Here is a 16,134-nt window from a genome sequence, read left to right on the forward strand (position 1 = left end):
TGACTTAGCAACATGACTTAAAACTCATTTTATCATTATCATTAACTTTCTTTAAATCAAAGTTGCACTGTCACACCGCTCTGCAAACAATAACGCATGTTTATGCACCGCTTTTCGTCAATGGAACTACTCAAAATAAAATATTCTTATATGCATGGATTTCCTGAATCTTGGATTTTCTGAATTTACGCGATCGAAACTGTTTTTCGGTGTCCTCTGCTGTTCCTCAATAAGTGCTTAATTGTTTAAGCGATCAGATGGCAACCGGTCACATTTCCAATAGCTCGACAGAACTTAGGAAAGAAATAAAAAGAAAAGCTCGACAGGAATAAGAAGCAAAAAGAAAAGTCAGTGAGGGTTCACTTTACCCACCTATCCGAAGGGCGGGATACTCGTGACCCTCCACACTCCCTCAATGGTAAAGAGCCTTACTTTTTCTGGACCTTGCTGCTTCTTTACCATGAGAGTGTGCGACAAGACATTCATAGATTTATTTTTACATTCTGGTTTCACTATTTGGCTCACGGTTTATTTCATTAACATCCGTAACTGCCGCAAAAACTCTTATAGCTGAACATCCACTTCATATACATTTTGAACCATTTCATGTAAAGTATGAACCATTTATGGTAGTCATTGCCACGTTTCTTATTGTCCCACTTTTTCCTGTCGTTGTCCCATTTCTTTTTATCGTTGTTCCACTTTTTCCTGTCGTTGTCAAATTTTTTCTTTTTGCTGTCAAATTTGTTCCTGTCGTCAAATTTGTTCCTGTCGTCAAATTTGTTCCTGTCGTCAAATTTGTTCCTGTCGTCAAACCTGTTCTTGCCGTCGTCCCGTTTATTCTTGTCACCGTACCCAGGTGCTGCGCTTGCTGATGCGGCTGTCACTGACAGTAAGAAACATACTGCCATGAAAATACCCAGTATCTTTTTCATTTTCAAACTTAACCCACTCCCAGAATTTATTTAATATTTTATTTTATATATTTCTTTAATACTAGTAAATCAGTACCGATAGACAGACCTTTCAGATTTGTTTCTGGACCCATCGGTTTTGTTCATTAAGCTAGCTTCCGGCCGTCTGCTGATAGCTGAAACCAGCTTATGTTCTAATTGTCTTGCCGACTACCTGCGGCTTGACAACTCTAAAATTGACTAGATTAAATATAAATATACTTATAGTAATAATGGCTTAAAAAGGTTTAATTAATAAAATAAGAGTTAAAAAAGATTAAATTCTTAAAATAAGGGTTTTTAAACTTTTAAAGTAATTTATACTCATAAATAGCATATTTAATACTTAAAAAGCAACTTAAACTTAAACTTTTGAGGAAAAGTTACTGAAAATCTCAGGCATAAAGATCTCTCTTCATTTTTCTAGAATAGAGGGAAAAGGTTCGTTTTTTCAAATTTGATCAATAATTCACATCCATATCATATCTTCCAGATATTCCTTATTGACCATCGGTTAAGGAATTTTCTTATCTAAAACATAAGTTCATTTTAAAGCAAAAAGAGTTTTAGGGAGGTTTATCTATAAAATGAGTCTTTTTAAACCTTTAATTTAATATATATACAGAGATAACACATTAAACCTTTATAAAACCCTTTGAAAATCGCAGATTTATAAAAATAAGTAATATATTCGCATATAACAAGTTTCAAGATACAAGCATAAAGAAACCGCTACCGCAACTGTTGAAAGTACAGGACTTACTCAGTCTAACTGAAATACCAGCAGAATGAGACTTGAAAATATATAAATCATATTTGTGATTTGCCGGGTGCGATAAGGTTCCAGGAACCAACCTGGTTGCTGCTTCAGTGTAGCCGGTTTTCCTTCTCTTCAACTCCTTTCCTTCCCTTCCCTCAGGCTCCTTTTTTTCTCCAGCTACTTTTTTCCTTTTCAGCTCTTTTTCTTCTCTTCAATTCCTCCGGGATCAAGCTACTATGTTCATTGCCAGTGTTCTGTCTTCGCTCCAGCCGTAAATCTTCCCAATCTTCAGTTCTATGACAATAGGTCCCCATATCTCGCAATGTTATACATCATCCGAATCTTTCCCCGAATTATGCTCCGGGATCACATGAAATAGGAGATTTCCTGGGAGTTGCACTGCAAGTGCAACAGTATGCGGTTCTTTTCGCCCCGAATTGCGACTCGCCCGAATTGCGACTCGCCCGAATACGCCTCGGGAGTACGCGTCCTTTTCGCTCCGCTGCGCTTCGCTCAAGAGGACTAATTTAAAGGAATATTGTACAAAAATGCAGTTTTTCCGTGCCTTCTGTATTTTTCTTTGATTCCGGATTATCGAGTGAATTAAGTACAAATATGTATGTCTGGAACTATAGTCAAGTTAAGAGATATCCTCATTCATATGCAACTATGGACGACACTACTGAGCAAAAATACGATTTAAAAGCTTAGTAGCTGTTGGCGAAAAATATATCGAGTGGGTGTTTATTACGGGTGGAGTGGAAATTTATTATTTTTCAGGAACAGGCAATTCGTTACATGTAGCAAGAGAATTGCAAAAAAGGATTCCAGATACAGATCTGATACCAGTTGTAAGCCTTTTGAGTAAGGATATTATGGAAACAAATTCAGAAACGGTAGGATTCGTCTTCCCTATACATGGAATGACAATTCCAATTCCTGTAAAAAAGTTTCTTAAGAAACTTGATTTGAAATCAGCCAGCTACATATTCGCAATAGCGACGCGAGCTGGTACCCAGCATATAGCATTTATTGAAATAGAAAAAATACTGAAAAAAAAAGGTAAAAGCCTGGATTCATATTTCACTCTAAATATGGCCTGTAACGATCCGAAATTTAAAGACTGGTGTCCCGCAACAAACGAAGAAATTGCAAAACTGGAGTCTGAGGTCCAGAATAGACTTGATTCGATTCAAAAAATTATCGTAAATCAAGAAAATAGCCGGGAAAAAGATTCTGGTTTCATTCCCGCTAGTTATGTATTGGAACGCCTGATTAGTTTAGGAATGGCTTATGCCGAATATGAAGGGACAAAAGATTATTTTTATTCGAATTCAAAATGCACGGGATGCGGGATATGCGAAAATGTTTGTTTATCCGGAAAGATAAAAATGGTTGATAAAAAGCCCTTATGGCAGAGAGATGTTAAATGTTACCTCTGCTATGCCTGTCTTAATTATTGTCCTGTGCATTCCGTTCAGATCAAATCCAAAATCTACATGAAATCATATACAGAAGGAAATGAAAGATATTGTCACCCATATGCAACAGCAAATGATATTGCAGAACAAAAAGATAGTTCGCAGTCAAAGGGCTGAAAGAGTCGGCGAAAGATATCCCGCCAGGAATTAAAAACGCCAGAAATTAAAACAATAAGCTTTGGCAGTGCAGGTTGTTATCTTATGAGGTCAACTGATACCTTTCAAGGCAGATTGCTATCTTACAAATAGAAGTTAAGTAAGATGTGGATTATAAAAAACATCTTACTTTTCTAATTAATTACAGGATGGCGCGTATCTTTAACTTCTGTCTTTGACTTTAAAAATTACTTTTAACCCAGCAGGATTTTCATGTCCTCTTCGACGGTTACACTAGGTCTTATATTGAAGTTTTCAACCAGCACCTTGAGGACATTCGGAGAGATAAAAGCCGGAAGTGTAGGTCCCAGAGTGATGTTCTTTACTCCCAGGCTCAGGAGGGCAAGCAGGACGAGTACGGCTTTTTGTTCATACCAGGCAATGTTGTAAGAGATAGGGAGGTCGTTTATGTCCTCAAGACCGAAGGCTTCTGCAAGCTTCTGGGCTATTACCACGAGCGAATAAGAATCATTGCACTGTCCGGCATCGATGACTCTCGGAATTCCTCCGATATCGCCAAGATCCAGTTTGTTGTAGCGGTATTTGGCACAGCCTGCAGTCAGGATTACGGTGTCTTTCGGGAGGGCTTTGGCAAACTCGCTGTAGTAAGCCCTTTCTTTGTGCCTGCCATCGCATCCTGCCATAACCATAAACCTGCTGATCTTTCCGGTTTTTACGGCATCTATGATTTTATCCGCAACCGAGATGGCTGCTTCGTGAGCAAAACCTCCTATGATTGTCCCACTTTCCAGCTGTTCAGGGGACTTGCTTGTTTTTGCCTGTTCGATAAGTGGAGTAAAGTCTTTTGTGCCATCCTCTTCTTCGTAGATGTGAGTGAGCCCTTCGAAGCCAACAACACCTGTTGTGTAAATCCTGTTTCTGTACGATTCTTTTGGAGGGATTATACAGTTTGTGGTCATCAGGATCGGGCCGTTAAACTTTTCGAACTCCTCATTCTGTTTCCACCAGGCATTACCGTAGTTACCTGCGAAATTGTCGTACTTCTTGAAGGCAGGGTATGAGTTTGCAGGCAGCATCTCCCCGTGAGTGTAAACATCGATTCCCGTCCCTTTTGTCTGCTCAAGAAGCTGTTCGAGATCCCGCAGGTCGTGCCCGCTGATAAGGATACCTTGCCTGCTTTTCACGCCGATATTGACGGCTGTCGGCTCGGGATTCCCGTAAGTTTCGGTGTTTGCTTTGTCAAGCAGGGCAAGAACGGACACACCTTTTTGCCCGCATTCCAGAACCAGGTTGATAAGGGCTTCCATACCCACGCTGTCATCTGTGGTAGAAACCAGCCCTTTTTCTATGAAATCGAAGATTGCTTCGTCTTTATATCCCAGAATATGAGCATGGTGCGCATATGCAGCCAGCCCTTTCATTCCATATGTTAGCAGTTCTCGAAGAGACCGGATGTCTTCATCCTGCGTGGAGTGAACAGCAACATCCGGAGTTTCTATGTTTTCAGGGGTGACCGTAGCCACAGCAGGCAGGTCTTTTTCGGCAGTTAGCGTTCCCGCAGGCAGTTTTGCCTTAATAGAGTCACGGATCCCAAACCCTTTTTTTAGGAGAGACTCAATTGCCTGTCTGTCAAAATTTGTATTTGTAAGGGTGGCAAAGAAACTGTCAAGTACAAACCTGTCGGTTGCTTCTTCATTAAGACCTGCAGTCCTCGCCTTCTGGTTATAATACGAAATGCTTTTGAGAACATAGAGCAGCCTGTCCTGAAGATCTGCAACTTCCCCTTTTTTGCCGCATACCCCATTCTTGGTACAACCTTTTACATTAAGTGCTTCCTGGCATTGGTTACAAAACATACTACTACACCTCTAAACCCTTTATTCGGAAAACTCCCAGTTTTTCTTTCTCTAGGATTTTTTATGCTCTTTTTACTCTATTAAATGTTCTAAGACAAGTATCAAATTCTCTGCTCCGGGACGCGGTGTCTTTTTAATACTGGTATATTTAGAATACTATTCTTTATACGATACCAGCTCATATATAGGAGACAGTTTCGATGTAGGTACCGGGAAAAAACTGCTGCCAGTAGTAGTAAAGGAAAGTGATGTCAGTTTGAAGGCCTTTCCGTTTCTTACGTGCATTTTATTCTTTTTCAAATCAGCTATTTACGACAGCCCGAAAGCCGCATCAATTTATTTAATTATTAATGAGCTCATCCCAAAAACGCTTTTAATTCCATATCAATAAGAGTTTTTAGAACTATTTTCTTAATTAGCAAATCGATTGATTCCTTCAAATTCGAGATCTAAGGGCATAAGTTTGAGTTTTGGGATTGGCTCAATTTCAAAACTCGTCAGCCAGGTTTCAACGTGCTTGCTCAGAGTTTTAAAACAGGTTTATACATTAAGTTTAAAAAGTAATTAAAAAGAAACTAATTTTTGTCGGTTATTCATGTTTTAACGCTTTTTTGAAAATACACATCATTCCTTTTAACCAGGTAAGTCTCAATATTCTTTCACTTCTTCTGTTTTTCAGGCTCATACGGCTGGATTCCTGCTTCTTGCAAGGTCCGTTTTTTGTACAGCCTTTTCCACTCAGGACTTCGGGACACTGATCACAGTACATTTTGCTGCCTCAAACTTTTTGCTGAATCATCTGGCTCTTTTGTCGTTTTCTCTTTCTTCTGGATTAATTTCGATAGAAATTCGAGTATATATTTAATACCGGTATATTTAAGATACTATGATTATGCTATATTTTAATGCATATATAGCAAGCAGTTTCAAAGCCGATATCTTGATGTACCTATTGTCAACGAAAACATTTATCACTAAGTAAACGTTCTTTTCCGCTACCAGTTTGAGATTATTTTAAGGTTAACAATAAGGCAAATTTTTAGCAATAAGGAAAGTTTAACAATACAGCCAGTAAGACGATTGACCTGGCAGCCGACAAAAAAAGCAAAAATCCGAAAAAATCTGAAAAAAATCTGAAAATTTGCCCTGTAAGCAGTGAGGGTCCAGTTTCATGAGCAGGAAAACAACTTATCCGAAAGTAATGTGCACGCAGCATCCGGACTCTGCATCAAGGTATATTTCCACGCAGGAAGAGCCCGGAGAAGCCATTGAAGCTGCGGTGGTGTTCGGCTGTGACGAATACATGCCGGATTATGAAGGGAAAGCAACCCCCTACCATCAGAATGTTCAGATCGTATCAAAATTCATAGATGAAACAGACCTTGTGCCCGGAAAAGATATTTTTATCACACCGCGGGCTCCGAGTGCAGTTCAGGAAAACCGGTTCAGGCAGCTCATGGTCATGATGTCCATTGCCGAAGCCAACCATAGCGCCCTTGAATACTCGGATGTACAGGCAATCAATGAATTTGTGCACCCCATGACAGGCACTGTAAGGGAAATACTTGATGCTCAGCAGCATATGGTGGACGTAAGCGAGCTTGCAAAAAAGGAATTCGGGTTCTCAATGGAGGTCCCGCGAATAATTCCTCTTATAGAGGATGCTCCTGCGCTGCTGCATGCAAAGGAACTTACAGAAAGTACGATCCTTGCTTGGAAAGATCGCTTCGGAACAACTCCTGAGAAATTCAGGGTTTTCCTCGGCAAATCCGACTCTGCTCTTTCTTTCGGACATGTGGCAAGCACGCTCTCATGCAAATACGCAATAAACGGGATTTCCGAGCTGGATTCGGAACTCGATACCGAAACAGGCATTATATTCGGAGCAGGGACTCTGCCCTTCCGAGGCCATCTGGACCTGAAAAATGCGGAAAACTTTTTCAGGGAATACAGGGGCATAGGGACTATCACCCTGCAGTCAGCTGTCAGGTACAGCCACGGAAAAGGAGATGCTGAAGCCCTGGTCCGCCTTGCAGAGACAAGACTTCCGGAATCTCCGAACATTTATTCCAGTGAAGAAAAAGAGGAGATTGTAAACCTTATAGGAATTTTCGGGACAAGATATAGCCGTATTACCCGAGAACTGTATTCTACCATAAACCAGCTCTCAGGCCTTCTACCCCAGCAGCGGGACCGCCTGATGCATAAAGGAAGCGGCGGTTACTCAAGAAGTACTCCCGATATCTCAGGCCTGGTAAGCCTCTGCCGCAGCGATATCGGAAAAGAACTCAAAGCCAGTATGCCTGCAGAAAACCTGCACCTTCCAAGAGCTATCAAGTTTACGGGTGCCCTTTACTCCATAGGCCTGCCTCCAGAATTCATAGGTACCGGCACTGCTCTCGAAGAAGCACGGGAAAAACTTGGAGACGATGCCTGTGAAAAGCTGCTTAAGAAATATTTCCCTTCCCTTGCCAGTGACCTGAGTTTTGCATCCGGATATCTTGACCTCAATGTAGCCTCCCGCTTCCTCTCCGGAGCATGTCTGAAGGAAGTCAGTAGAGACATTGAGGTTTTACGTGATACTTTCAGCCTTAAAATTCGGCCCGAACCTTCATACCGCATCCTGCTCGAAATGATGCAACCTGACCTCCTGCAGGCAGGAACGGCAGGAGACTGTACGGATGAGGAAGTCTCGCAGCTCGTCTGCTCGACCCTTACCAAAATGGGGAAAATCAGAAAAGCTCTGGGTTAAGAATTAAACTTCTCTTAACCCCTGGAACCTTTTTTGAATCGAGATAGTATGGAAAGCCTCCGCCAGCCTATTTGGCGACCCTGCACAAAAAGAAGACAGAAGCGGACAATAATAGAATGAAGAAAAAAGGCTTGAAAAGCAGTAAAAAATGAATAAAACATGGAAAAAGTATATCTGGCAATATTTGTTTCGGTTTTTGGCTTTATTTTTACACTATCACTTTATTTTTGGCTTTTTCATGTTTTTATTTAGCTTTTTGAGAAATAATATTTCTGCAGTTTGATACAATAATTATTATCTCCATGTACCTTTTATCAATAACAGATAATAAGGAGTTAAGAGACCATGACATACGAGATCGCACTCAATAAAGCATGGGATGAGATTGTAGCGCTAGCTCCTTCTCAAAAATACACCGTCAAATTTTTAACTGATATTTATGAAGTAAAAATAATTGATAGGATCGTGCTAATGAGGTCATCTGATGCTCCTGCAAGCGAGGAAATGTCCGTACTTATCCTTCGTTACCTCATAGGCATCCTAAAGCATGGGTATAATCAGAAAGGAGAATGGATCTCATTCAAAGAACTTAGGGGTGGACCAAGCTATTATCCAGCTTTTCAGAAAAATACAATCAAACCGATACTGGAAAGACTTAGAGAAGATCCAGATAGTTTGATCAAGAATCTGACAGGTCGCTTTGGAGGCAGGCTTGTTGAAGGTGGTGATGTCTCGATAGAGCTGGTTACCTTTCCAGATGTTCGTGTCAAGTTTATTTTTTGGTTTGGGGATGAAGAACTTCCGCCTGAAGTAATTATATTATTCGATAGGAAATTGGCAGAGATTTTTACCACAGAGGAAATTGCGGTTTTAATGTTTTTCCTGGCTATAGAATTGTTGGTTAGTAAATTAGATCCTGCTTTAAAACTCAATTTGACCTCCACAGTTGAGATAGGATTGTAAATTTGGGTTCTGTGCACTAATCACCCAAAATATAGAAGGTTCATTTTTTTAGCAAGAAACCACTTATTTTTATTACTATTTTCAGAATATTCCTCACAGAATACGAACTTTTTAATATAATATTCATGAGTTCTGTCAAGTCTATGGGAATAAGAGTTTTTCCCAGCAACTGTTAAAATGATACCTGTATTAATTTTGCCTATTTGCTTCTAATACTTTTTTTGCATTTACTCTTTTGGGGTTATCAATAGGAAAAAAACTTCTACCAAAAATGAAATGAGCTTCATGATACTTAATTTTCACATATGTATGGGTTTTTATATCCCATAGTATCTGGAATGAATCTAAGCTCAAACACATAGCCAGGTTTAACCCATTACGATTTAAAAAACGAGTAAACGAAAGATTTCCTGATATGAAGCAAAATATCTGATTTCAAAGACGACTTTATAAAGTAAACTATTGAGAATGATCAAATTCAAGCAGTTTTGAGAAAATAGTCAATCCTGTTACAAACACATATAAATTTATAGTAATTTGTAAGATTTATCTGCTATTTAGTAATTAATTTGTTTTTTATGAACAAGATTATAGCTAAAATTTAGAGTAAACACTGCAGCAGCATGGTATATGAAGCTTGTAGATCTCATAGAATCCATAGAGTGCATGGGACTTATTGTATTTTTTTACTATTTTCTAAATATACTTACATAATTGGTGCAAAGAAAAAATAATTCTCTGCACCTCAATACTTTCTCATAAACATTCACTTCTTATGCAAATCAGGTTCTTTTATTAGGGGCTGCCTTTTGTAAAACTGGTACAAAGTGGAAGCATTCGCCTGGAGCTGTGCTGGGATCTACATGAATAGTAGTGCCTGAAATATGTGGCAAATTCTTCATAAGCTTTTCTCTTATTGCATTGGCAATTTCGTGTCCCTCTTCAACTGAAAGTGAAGATGAAACAGCAACGTTGATCTCTGCATGAAGCCTATGACCTATCCAACGAACTCTAAGATCCGTGACTTCGCAAACCCCATCGACACTTTCAGCAATACTTTTTACTTTATCGATGATATCAGGCTCAACCCCATCAAGAAGACGAGTAAATACAGGCTTACTTGTATCAATAACTATTTTCAGAATAGTTATTGTAATCAGCAGACCAATAAGTGGATCAATTATTGGATACCCTAACCATACTCCTATTGCTCCTATAAGTACTGCAAGACTGGTCAAACCATCAACTCTGGCATGATAACCATCAGCAACTAGGGCCGCACTGCCAATTTCATTTCCAACTTTTATCCTCACCTGTGCCACTATTTCATTTCCAATGCAACCAATAATTCCGGCAGCAGCTACAGCATATAAATGCTTTATTGGCTGGGGATTAAAAAGCCTGTTAATAGATTCATATCCTGCTACAATTGCACTGAACAAGATCAGGAGAACGATAATCACACCTGCAATATCTTCCATTCTGCCATATCCATAGGAAAAGCTTTTGCTTGGCTTCCTTCTTGCCAAAATAAAAGCTATTGCAAGGGGGATTGCAGTTGCAGCGTCCCCGAAATTATGAATTGTGTCCGCAAGAAGGGCAACACTTCCAGACATAAAAACAATGATAAATTGCAGAATCGCTGTTATCATCATTCCTATAAATGACCATTTAAGAACCCGGAGTCCTTTGCTTGTAGCAAGTGTAGAGGGGTCTACGTTTCCATGAGTATGGCTGTGCCCGTGAAAAAGAGAGAAAAACCTACGTTTATGATTTTGCTCATGGAGATCCTCAGAAGTATTATTAGTCTCATTTAATTGATTGTTGGTATTCTCACTGCTCATTTTTTCACCAAATTTAATTTAGTTTTTAAGTCTAAGCTTAGTGAATGTTTTTATAAATAATTATTTATAAATATGAACTCATTTCTTATGTTTTTCATCATAAGTTTTTTTAAAGAATTAATACTGATAGAAAGTTTCTCATAATGCCATTTATTCCAAATTTAAGGCAAATGTAGTAAGTATAGAAGAATCCATTGGTCATCGGTTAAGGAAAAATCGTTATCACTTGCATTGATTTTCATAAAATTTGTTAAATTATTCATCAAATGCAAAACTGGAATCTGATATCGATTTCAATTTAAACACTAAACATTTGGGTTTGAGTTTTTCCGTCGAAATCGAGATCCGCAGCTCAAAATCCTTAACCGAATACAAATGTAGAAGAATCTACTTTTCTGTAAGTCACGTTGTGAAAAACACCACCACAGGAATCGTCACTATACTTACAGCCAGCGTTGCAGCCGTTATCCCAGCGGCGTAGGCACCTTCGTGTCCGTATAGCTTTGCAATCATTGGCACGACTGTCATCGTCGGCAGGGACATCAGGATGATCATGGACCAGATCATGTTATTCGGCAGACCCGTCATCAACAGGAGCTTGCCCAAAAGGATCGGCAAAATGATCATTTTAACAACAATGCCGAAATACAGATCTTTTGTTTTGAATGCGGTCTTCCAGTCGGAGTAGAAGATCAAGGCGCCCAGATAGATCATGGCCATAGCACCGACCGCGTTTTTGATCGTCTGAAGTGTATCATCAACGACCGTGGGCAGCTTGACACCGATCATAATGAAAATGAGTGCCAAAGCAATCGCAACGATGTTGGGGTTCACAAAGCTCTTTAATGTTATTTTCGCTTTTTTATCGGATGCAGTTGCAAGATACACCCCATAAGTCCAGAACAGGAGTTGATCGACAATACTGAACAACGCTAGATACAAAATGCCGTCCTTCGGAAATAGAGCTATAAGCAGCGGTACACCGACAAATCCGGTGTTTCCGAAAATGAACGCAAACTGAAAAACCTTTGCTTTGTCGCCGGTCGGGCGAAGCCCTTTTGCTATAATCCAGGTAACGGCTGAAATGATCACATAAAACAGAGCCGTGAGACCGATCATTGCGGCATTCTCCCAGACCATCTGCCTTGTCGTTCCGGCATAGGTCATATAAAAGATCAGCACAGGCAGAAAGATCTTTGAAACCAGTTTGGCAAAATCCGGTAGATAATTTTCCTGGATAACACCCTGCTTAGCCGCCACATTTCCGACTAGAAGAATACTGAAGAAAAGGATCATCTGATGAATGACGATTGAAAACAACATCTTGTAAATCACCTTTTTGTTTATCTTAAAAACGCGATAGGAATGCTGAGCCACACACGCGCCTGCGATATTTGCGAATCAGTTCATGTAAATAATATTCCCATTATCTATAAGACTATAGGCAAATACTTATAGTCAAAACGTTATATATTCACTAACACTCGAATACTTATAATTAAGACACAATATCCGCTTACTGATGCTTATTATTATTATTATTATTATTATTATTATTATTATTATTATTATTATTATTATTATTATTATTATTATTATTATTATTATTATTATTATTATAAGGACATTTATCACATGAGAAATTATATTGGCATCTCTCAAAGGCTGTCTTAAATAGTTCATCTATGTCATTTCTATATCCAGCCAACACATCGGAATTAATTTTATAGAAGATTCTAAAACCTCTTCGGTTTTCTTCAAGTATTCCAATATTCTTTAAAATCTTTATATGCTGGGATGTGGCAGGTTGAGAAATGCCAAGTTGTTTAGCTACATCAGAAACGCAAAAGGTTTCATTATTATTAGAAGCAAATATTTTTACTATTTTTAGCCTTTTCTCATCACCAAAGGCTTTGAGAACTTCAGCCATGTTTTTTATATGACCTTGCATTAATTTACCTCTTAATTATAAGTATATAAGCATTCTCTTATACATATTTGTCAGGTATTATAAATAATTTTCTTATTTTTCCTTGAGATCGTTGTCCTGCAACTAGCAAAACAGGTTTCTTTTTTCGGGTTCTTAGTAAAGGAGGTTTTTCCGCAATTCTTATAGGCTTTTTCTATTAGGGATTTCTCTCCTTTTCCTGTTCTTGAGCGAGCAAAGCGAGTGAAACAGACTTCGTGCTGTTGCACTTGCAGTGCAACTCCAGGAAATCTCCGATTTCCTGTGACCCCGAAGCGAAACTCGGGAAGTGAAATTCGGGTACTCAAACTCCTTTAAAATAATGCCCCGTAGTATACTCAACCCCTTTTGCAGGCTTCAATTTTACTTCTTTTCCTGCAATAGCCTGTTTATACACTTCTGTAATCTCTTTTACCTCGGCAGGAGTATTGAAAGAAAGGTCAAGCCTGATCACGTCCACGCCATACCCTTTAATATTCTTAATATACTTCAGCATATCAAGGATCTTAGAATTATAGATAAGGGTCCGGGTGCCCAGGCGCTGGACTGGAAACTCAGAGCCGCTCTGATCAACAAGGAGCACTTCGCTTTCTTTTCGTACGATTTTTCGGTCAACTAGGGGCTTTAAGAGGTCATTCTCCGTAATAAGCATCAGTTCCCTGCCGTAAACTAAAATTTCGGTCTGGCCTGAAATCCCACATGTATGGAGCGTTTCACAAACATGTTTTATTTCGCTCAGGTTCAGTTCACTTGAAAGGGTTGCCCTGTAAGCGCCTGCCTGATACAAGGTGCTGGCAGTAAAAGCATTGAAGATATTGAAGTCCTTCTGGGCGACAAAGGGTATGAAAAGCTCTTTTGCAAGCTGAGCGGCTCCGAGGCTGGAACATGCCACACTGAAACCGGCATCCCTTATTTTTTCCAGCAGGGGTTTTAATTCAATCATTTCACTGTCGTGTGTAATTCTGGGGATCCTGAAAACGAGTTCGGTTCTTTCTGCTTTCAAATCCTCAAGTTTCTCCGCATTTTTGAGAGACATCAATTCTTCAAACAGTGATGCCGGAATATAAGCAATATCTGCTCCAGCTATTGCTGCCCGTAAGAGAGAGGAGATCTCCTGTACTTCAACGCTCAGGAGGAGTTTCTTTGAAGCTGTGCCTTTTACCCTGGCCCTGTTTATGCTGATTTCATTCTTACCGGCTTCATTTTTACCGATTTCATTTTTACCGATTTCATTCTTACCGACTTCATTCTTACTTTCTTCGTCTTGATTTTCTGTACCATCTTCTACAGTGCATAGTCGGTTGAAATCTGTCATGTCAGGGTGTTTTTGCTCTTTTTTCTTTGCTGTAAGGGTTTTTTCCAGAAGGAGTTCTGCGGCTTTTCTCCTCGTATTCTTAAGCACGCCGACCGGGATAAAGATATTTTTGTCAGCTTCTATCTCAATAGAGGCGGCTTCAAAAGGAGTGTCCCCAAGGCTTTCCATTGCCTTTCTTATCTGCTCTTCAGTTGTTGGGACTTTCTCGGCTTCCTGGACGATATAGTCATCCGCAAACTCTGCATACGCGGATTCTTCTTTTCTGCTGTCCCTTCCGTTTTCTTCCCTTCCGCTGTATTCCTTTCTGACGTTTTCTTCTCTTATCTCAACCTTAAACCGCTCCCCTTTCCTGGCTGTTGCCCTCAGGCTTACGGGGAGAGCTTTCAGTTTTGTTTTCTGGAGGGTATCGAGGAGCTGAGTATCTGTTGTAAGGTAAATTTCATCTCCCCTCTGGACGGCTCTACCTGTTTTCGAGCTGATTTCAAGTCCTACCTTTTCGCCTTTCTTTGCGTTTTTTACGCGCTCGCCAGTAATTGTTATAATGCCTGTTACTCCTGAGCCGAGCATCCTTTCCCGCGTAAAGATACTTATGCCGTCTTTTACCTGGATGTCTCCTTCCAGCCGGACTGTAAGTTTTGTGTTCCCTTTTGAACGGAAGATATCCAGGACTTTTCCGAGGAATGCACCGTAGTTTGAGCTGTACCTGGGGTGGGACACACCTTTTTCCCCGAGTATGAAACCCCTGGTGAAGCCTCTGTAAAAGAGTTTTGCAAGCTCGGCTTCTCTTGTTTCTAGTTCCTCTCGGGTCGGATTTTCTCCGGGACTGCATATGCTTTCAACTGCAGCTTTATAGGCAGCTGCACTTGCAGTCACGTATTCGGGCTTTTTCATCCTGCCTTCGATTTTAAGGCTTACTACCCCTGTTTTTACTATATCCTCAAGCCCTGTGAGCGTTGAGAGCTCGGCACAGCTTATGGGATAACTGCCTCCAATATGCCTTTCGTCAACTTCCCTGCCGTTTACCAGGAACCTGTATCTGCGCCGGCAGGGCTGGGCACAGGCTCCCCTATTTGCGCTCCGGTCGTGCAGGAAACTGCTGAAGAGGCATTTGCCTGAGTAGGAATAGCATAGGGCTCCATGAACGAAGACTTCAATGCCCACTTTCGAGTGGTCCACAATATCCTTTACCTCACCGGTTGTAAGTTCCCTGGAAACTATTACCCTGTTTGCTCCCAGCCCTGCTGCAAAATCCACTCCTTCTTTATTGTGGACAGTCATCTGCGTGCTTGCGTGAAGGTCCAGGTCCGGATAAATCTCCTTTAAAAGCCTGAGAAGCCCAAGGTCCTGCAGAATAATTGCATCGATTCCGGCTGCGTATGCGCGGTCCACTATATCAAGGGCTTGCTGCAGTTCTTTTTGTTTGATAGGAATGTTCAGGGCAAGGTAAACAAGGACTCCGTATGAGTGAGCCAGGTCAACGGCAGCTTCCAGGTCATCAGCTGTGAAGTTTTTGGCTCCCTGGCGGGCATTGAATTCGCCGACCCCGAGGTAGACAGCATCGGCTCCTCCCTTGATTGCGCCGAGCAGGGCTTCGTTATCGCCGACCGGGGAAAGGATTTCAGGGGAATTACAGGAAAAATTTTTGTCAGACATATCAGATCAGGGGATATTTTATTCAGATAACTGTAACTTCTGGTGAATGGAAAATTTCGGTAGCTGAAAAGCTGTGGTAACTGTAAAGAAAAAGGGCTTATGCAAATCATTTCAGAGCCGGTTTAAAACGTAAAGGTGCTTCTCGCATAAAAAATGGATGGTAAGGTCCGGAATGTCGACAAAGCAAACCCGCATTTCTTACCCGCTTTTATTCCCTTTAAATTGTTTTAAATTATTTTTGGTCTTTTAACCTTCCTTCTTGCTCTTTAACCTTTTTTATTGTCTTTTTTGTCTCTTAACCGCTCTTATTGCTTCTTAACCTGTTATATTGATGTATCTTTGATTTGATGGTTTTGAGGTTCATCTGAACTTTATTAATTTATTAATTTAGATATATACTGAAACTTATTTAAATAAATAAGTCTAATATCCTAACAAACATTAGTATTAGTGGAAACATTCTCTATTTCCGGA

General features: G+C 40.1%; 11 protein-coding genes. 3 read left to right on the forward strand and 8 right to left on the reverse strand.

What is annotated here, in order from left to right; all coding sequences use genetic code 11:
• Positions 1-536 precede the first annotated feature (536 nt).
• On the reverse strand, positions 537-935 hold the full coding sequence (locus ACZ5A8_RS13010) for a hypothetical protein (RefSeq protein WP_464529539.1): 399 nt from the start codon (positions 933-935) through the stop codon (positions 537-539).
• Positions 936-2,471: 1,536 nt separating this feature from the next.
• Here ACZ5A8_RS13010 and ACZ5A8_RS13015 point away from each other — a divergent pair.
• Positions 2,472-3,311 carry an EFR1 family ferrodoxin gene (locus tag ACZ5A8_RS13015; protein ID WP_464529540.1) on the forward strand — a complete coding sequence of 280 codons (840 nt, stop codon included), beginning with the start codon at positions 2,472-2,474 and terminating at the stop codon, positions 3,309-3,311.
• 233 nt (positions 3,312-3,544) lie between these two features.
• On the opposite strand, the gene hcp is transcribed toward ACZ5A8_RS13015, so the two are convergent.
• Together hcp and ACZ5A8_RS13025 are read right to left on the reverse strand one after the other, a co-directional pair.
• Complete coding sequence (gene hcp, locus ACZ5A8_RS13020) at positions 3,545-5,167, reverse strand: hydroxylamine reductase (RefSeq protein WP_464529541.1); 1,623 nt, start codon at positions 5,165-5,167, stop codon at positions 3,545-3,547.
• 589 nt (positions 5,168-5,756) lie between these two features.
• On the reverse strand, positions 5,757-5,936 hold the full coding sequence (locus ACZ5A8_RS13025) for a hypothetical protein (protein WP_464529543.1): 180 nt from the start codon (positions 5,934-5,936) through the stop codon (positions 5,757-5,759).
• Positions 5,937-6,338: 402 nt separating this feature from the next.
• Between ACZ5A8_RS13025 and ppcA the strand changes: the two genes are divergently transcribed.
• On the forward strand, positions 6,339-7,919 hold the full coding sequence (ppcA, locus tag ACZ5A8_RS13030) for a phosphoenolpyruvate carboxylase (protein ID WP_464529544.1): 1,581 nt from the start codon (positions 6,339-6,341) through the stop codon (positions 7,917-7,919).
• Positions 7,920-8,264: 345 nt separating this feature from the next.
• Positions 8,265-8,882: a DUF3786 domain-containing protein gene (locus ACZ5A8_RS13035; RefSeq protein WP_464529546.1), complete on the forward strand. Its 618-nt coding sequence runs from the start codon at positions 8,265-8,267 to the stop codon at positions 8,880-8,882.
• 782 nt (positions 8,883-9,664) lie between these two features.
• Here ACZ5A8_RS13035 and ACZ5A8_RS13040 read toward each other — a convergent pair.
• The 5 genes from ACZ5A8_RS13040 to ACZ5A8_RS13060 all read right to left on the reverse strand — a co-directional run bounded on the left by ACZ5A8_RS13040 (position 9,665) and on the right by ACZ5A8_RS13060 (position 15,660).
• Positions 9,665-10,726 (reverse strand): cation diffusion facilitator family transporter, encoded by a 1,062-nt coding sequence (locus ACZ5A8_RS13040; RefSeq protein WP_464529548.1) that lies wholly within the window; start codon positions 10,724-10,726, stop codon positions 9,665-9,667.
• A 402-nt stretch (positions 10,727-11,128) separates the two neighbouring features.
• Entirely contained in the window at positions 11,129-12,103 is a 975-nt protein-coding gene (locus tag ACZ5A8_RS13045; protein ID WP_464529549.1) for an AEC family transporter, read from the reverse strand.
• Positions 12,104-12,242: 139 nt separating this feature from the next.
• A complete protein-coding gene (locus ACZ5A8_RS13050) occupies positions 12,243-12,677 on the reverse strand; it encodes an ArsR/SmtB family transcription factor (protein WP_464529550.1) in 435 nt (144 codons plus the stop codon).
• A 50-nt stretch (positions 12,678-12,727) separates the two neighbouring features.
• Complete coding sequence (locus ACZ5A8_RS13055; protein WP_464529552.1) at positions 12,728-12,922, reverse strand: hypothetical protein; 195 nt, start codon at positions 12,920-12,922, stop codon at positions 12,728-12,730.
• Between the two features lie 74 nt (positions 12,923-12,996).
• A complete protein-coding gene (locus ACZ5A8_RS13060) occupies positions 12,997-15,660 on the reverse strand; it encodes a U32 family peptidase (RefSeq protein ID WP_464529553.1) in 2,664 nt (887 codons plus the stop codon).
• Positions 15,661-16,134: the final 474 nt, after the last annotated feature.

The organism is Methanosarcina subterranea, from assembly GCF_055385895.1.

Excerpts from the sequence above, each read along its gene's own strand:
- ACZ5A8_RS13010 (WP_464529539.1), bottom strand. The coding sequence starts at position 935 with ATGAAAAAGATACTGGGTATTTTCATGGCAGTATGTTTCTTACTGTCA.
- hcp (WP_464529541.1), bottom strand. The coding sequence starts at position 5,167 with ATGTTTTGTAACCAATGCCAGGAAGCACTTAATGTAAAAGGTTGTACC.
- ACZ5A8_RS13025 (WP_464529543.1), bottom strand. The coding sequence starts at position 5,936 with ATGTACTGTGATCAGTGTCCCGAAGTCCTGAGTGGAAAAGGCTGTACA.
- ppcA (WP_464529544.1), top strand. The coding sequence starts at position 6,339 with ATGAGCAGGAAAACAACTTATCCGAAAGTAATGTGCACGCAGCATCCG.
- ACZ5A8_RS13035 (WP_464529546.1), top strand. The coding sequence starts at position 8,265 with ATGACATACGAGATCGCACTCAATAAAGCATGGGATGAGATTGTAGCG.
- ACZ5A8_RS13040 (WP_464529548.1), bottom strand. The coding sequence starts at position 10,726 with ATGAGCAGTGAGAATACCAACAATCAATTAAATGAGACTAATAATACT.
- ACZ5A8_RS13050 (WP_464529550.1), bottom strand. The coding sequence starts at position 12,677 with ATGCAAGGTCATATAAAAAACATGGCTGAAGTTCTCAAAGCCTTTGGT.
- ACZ5A8_RS13060 (WP_464529553.1), bottom strand. The coding sequence starts at position 15,660 with ATGTCTGACAAAAATTTTTCCTGTAATTCCCCTGAAATCCTTTCCCCG.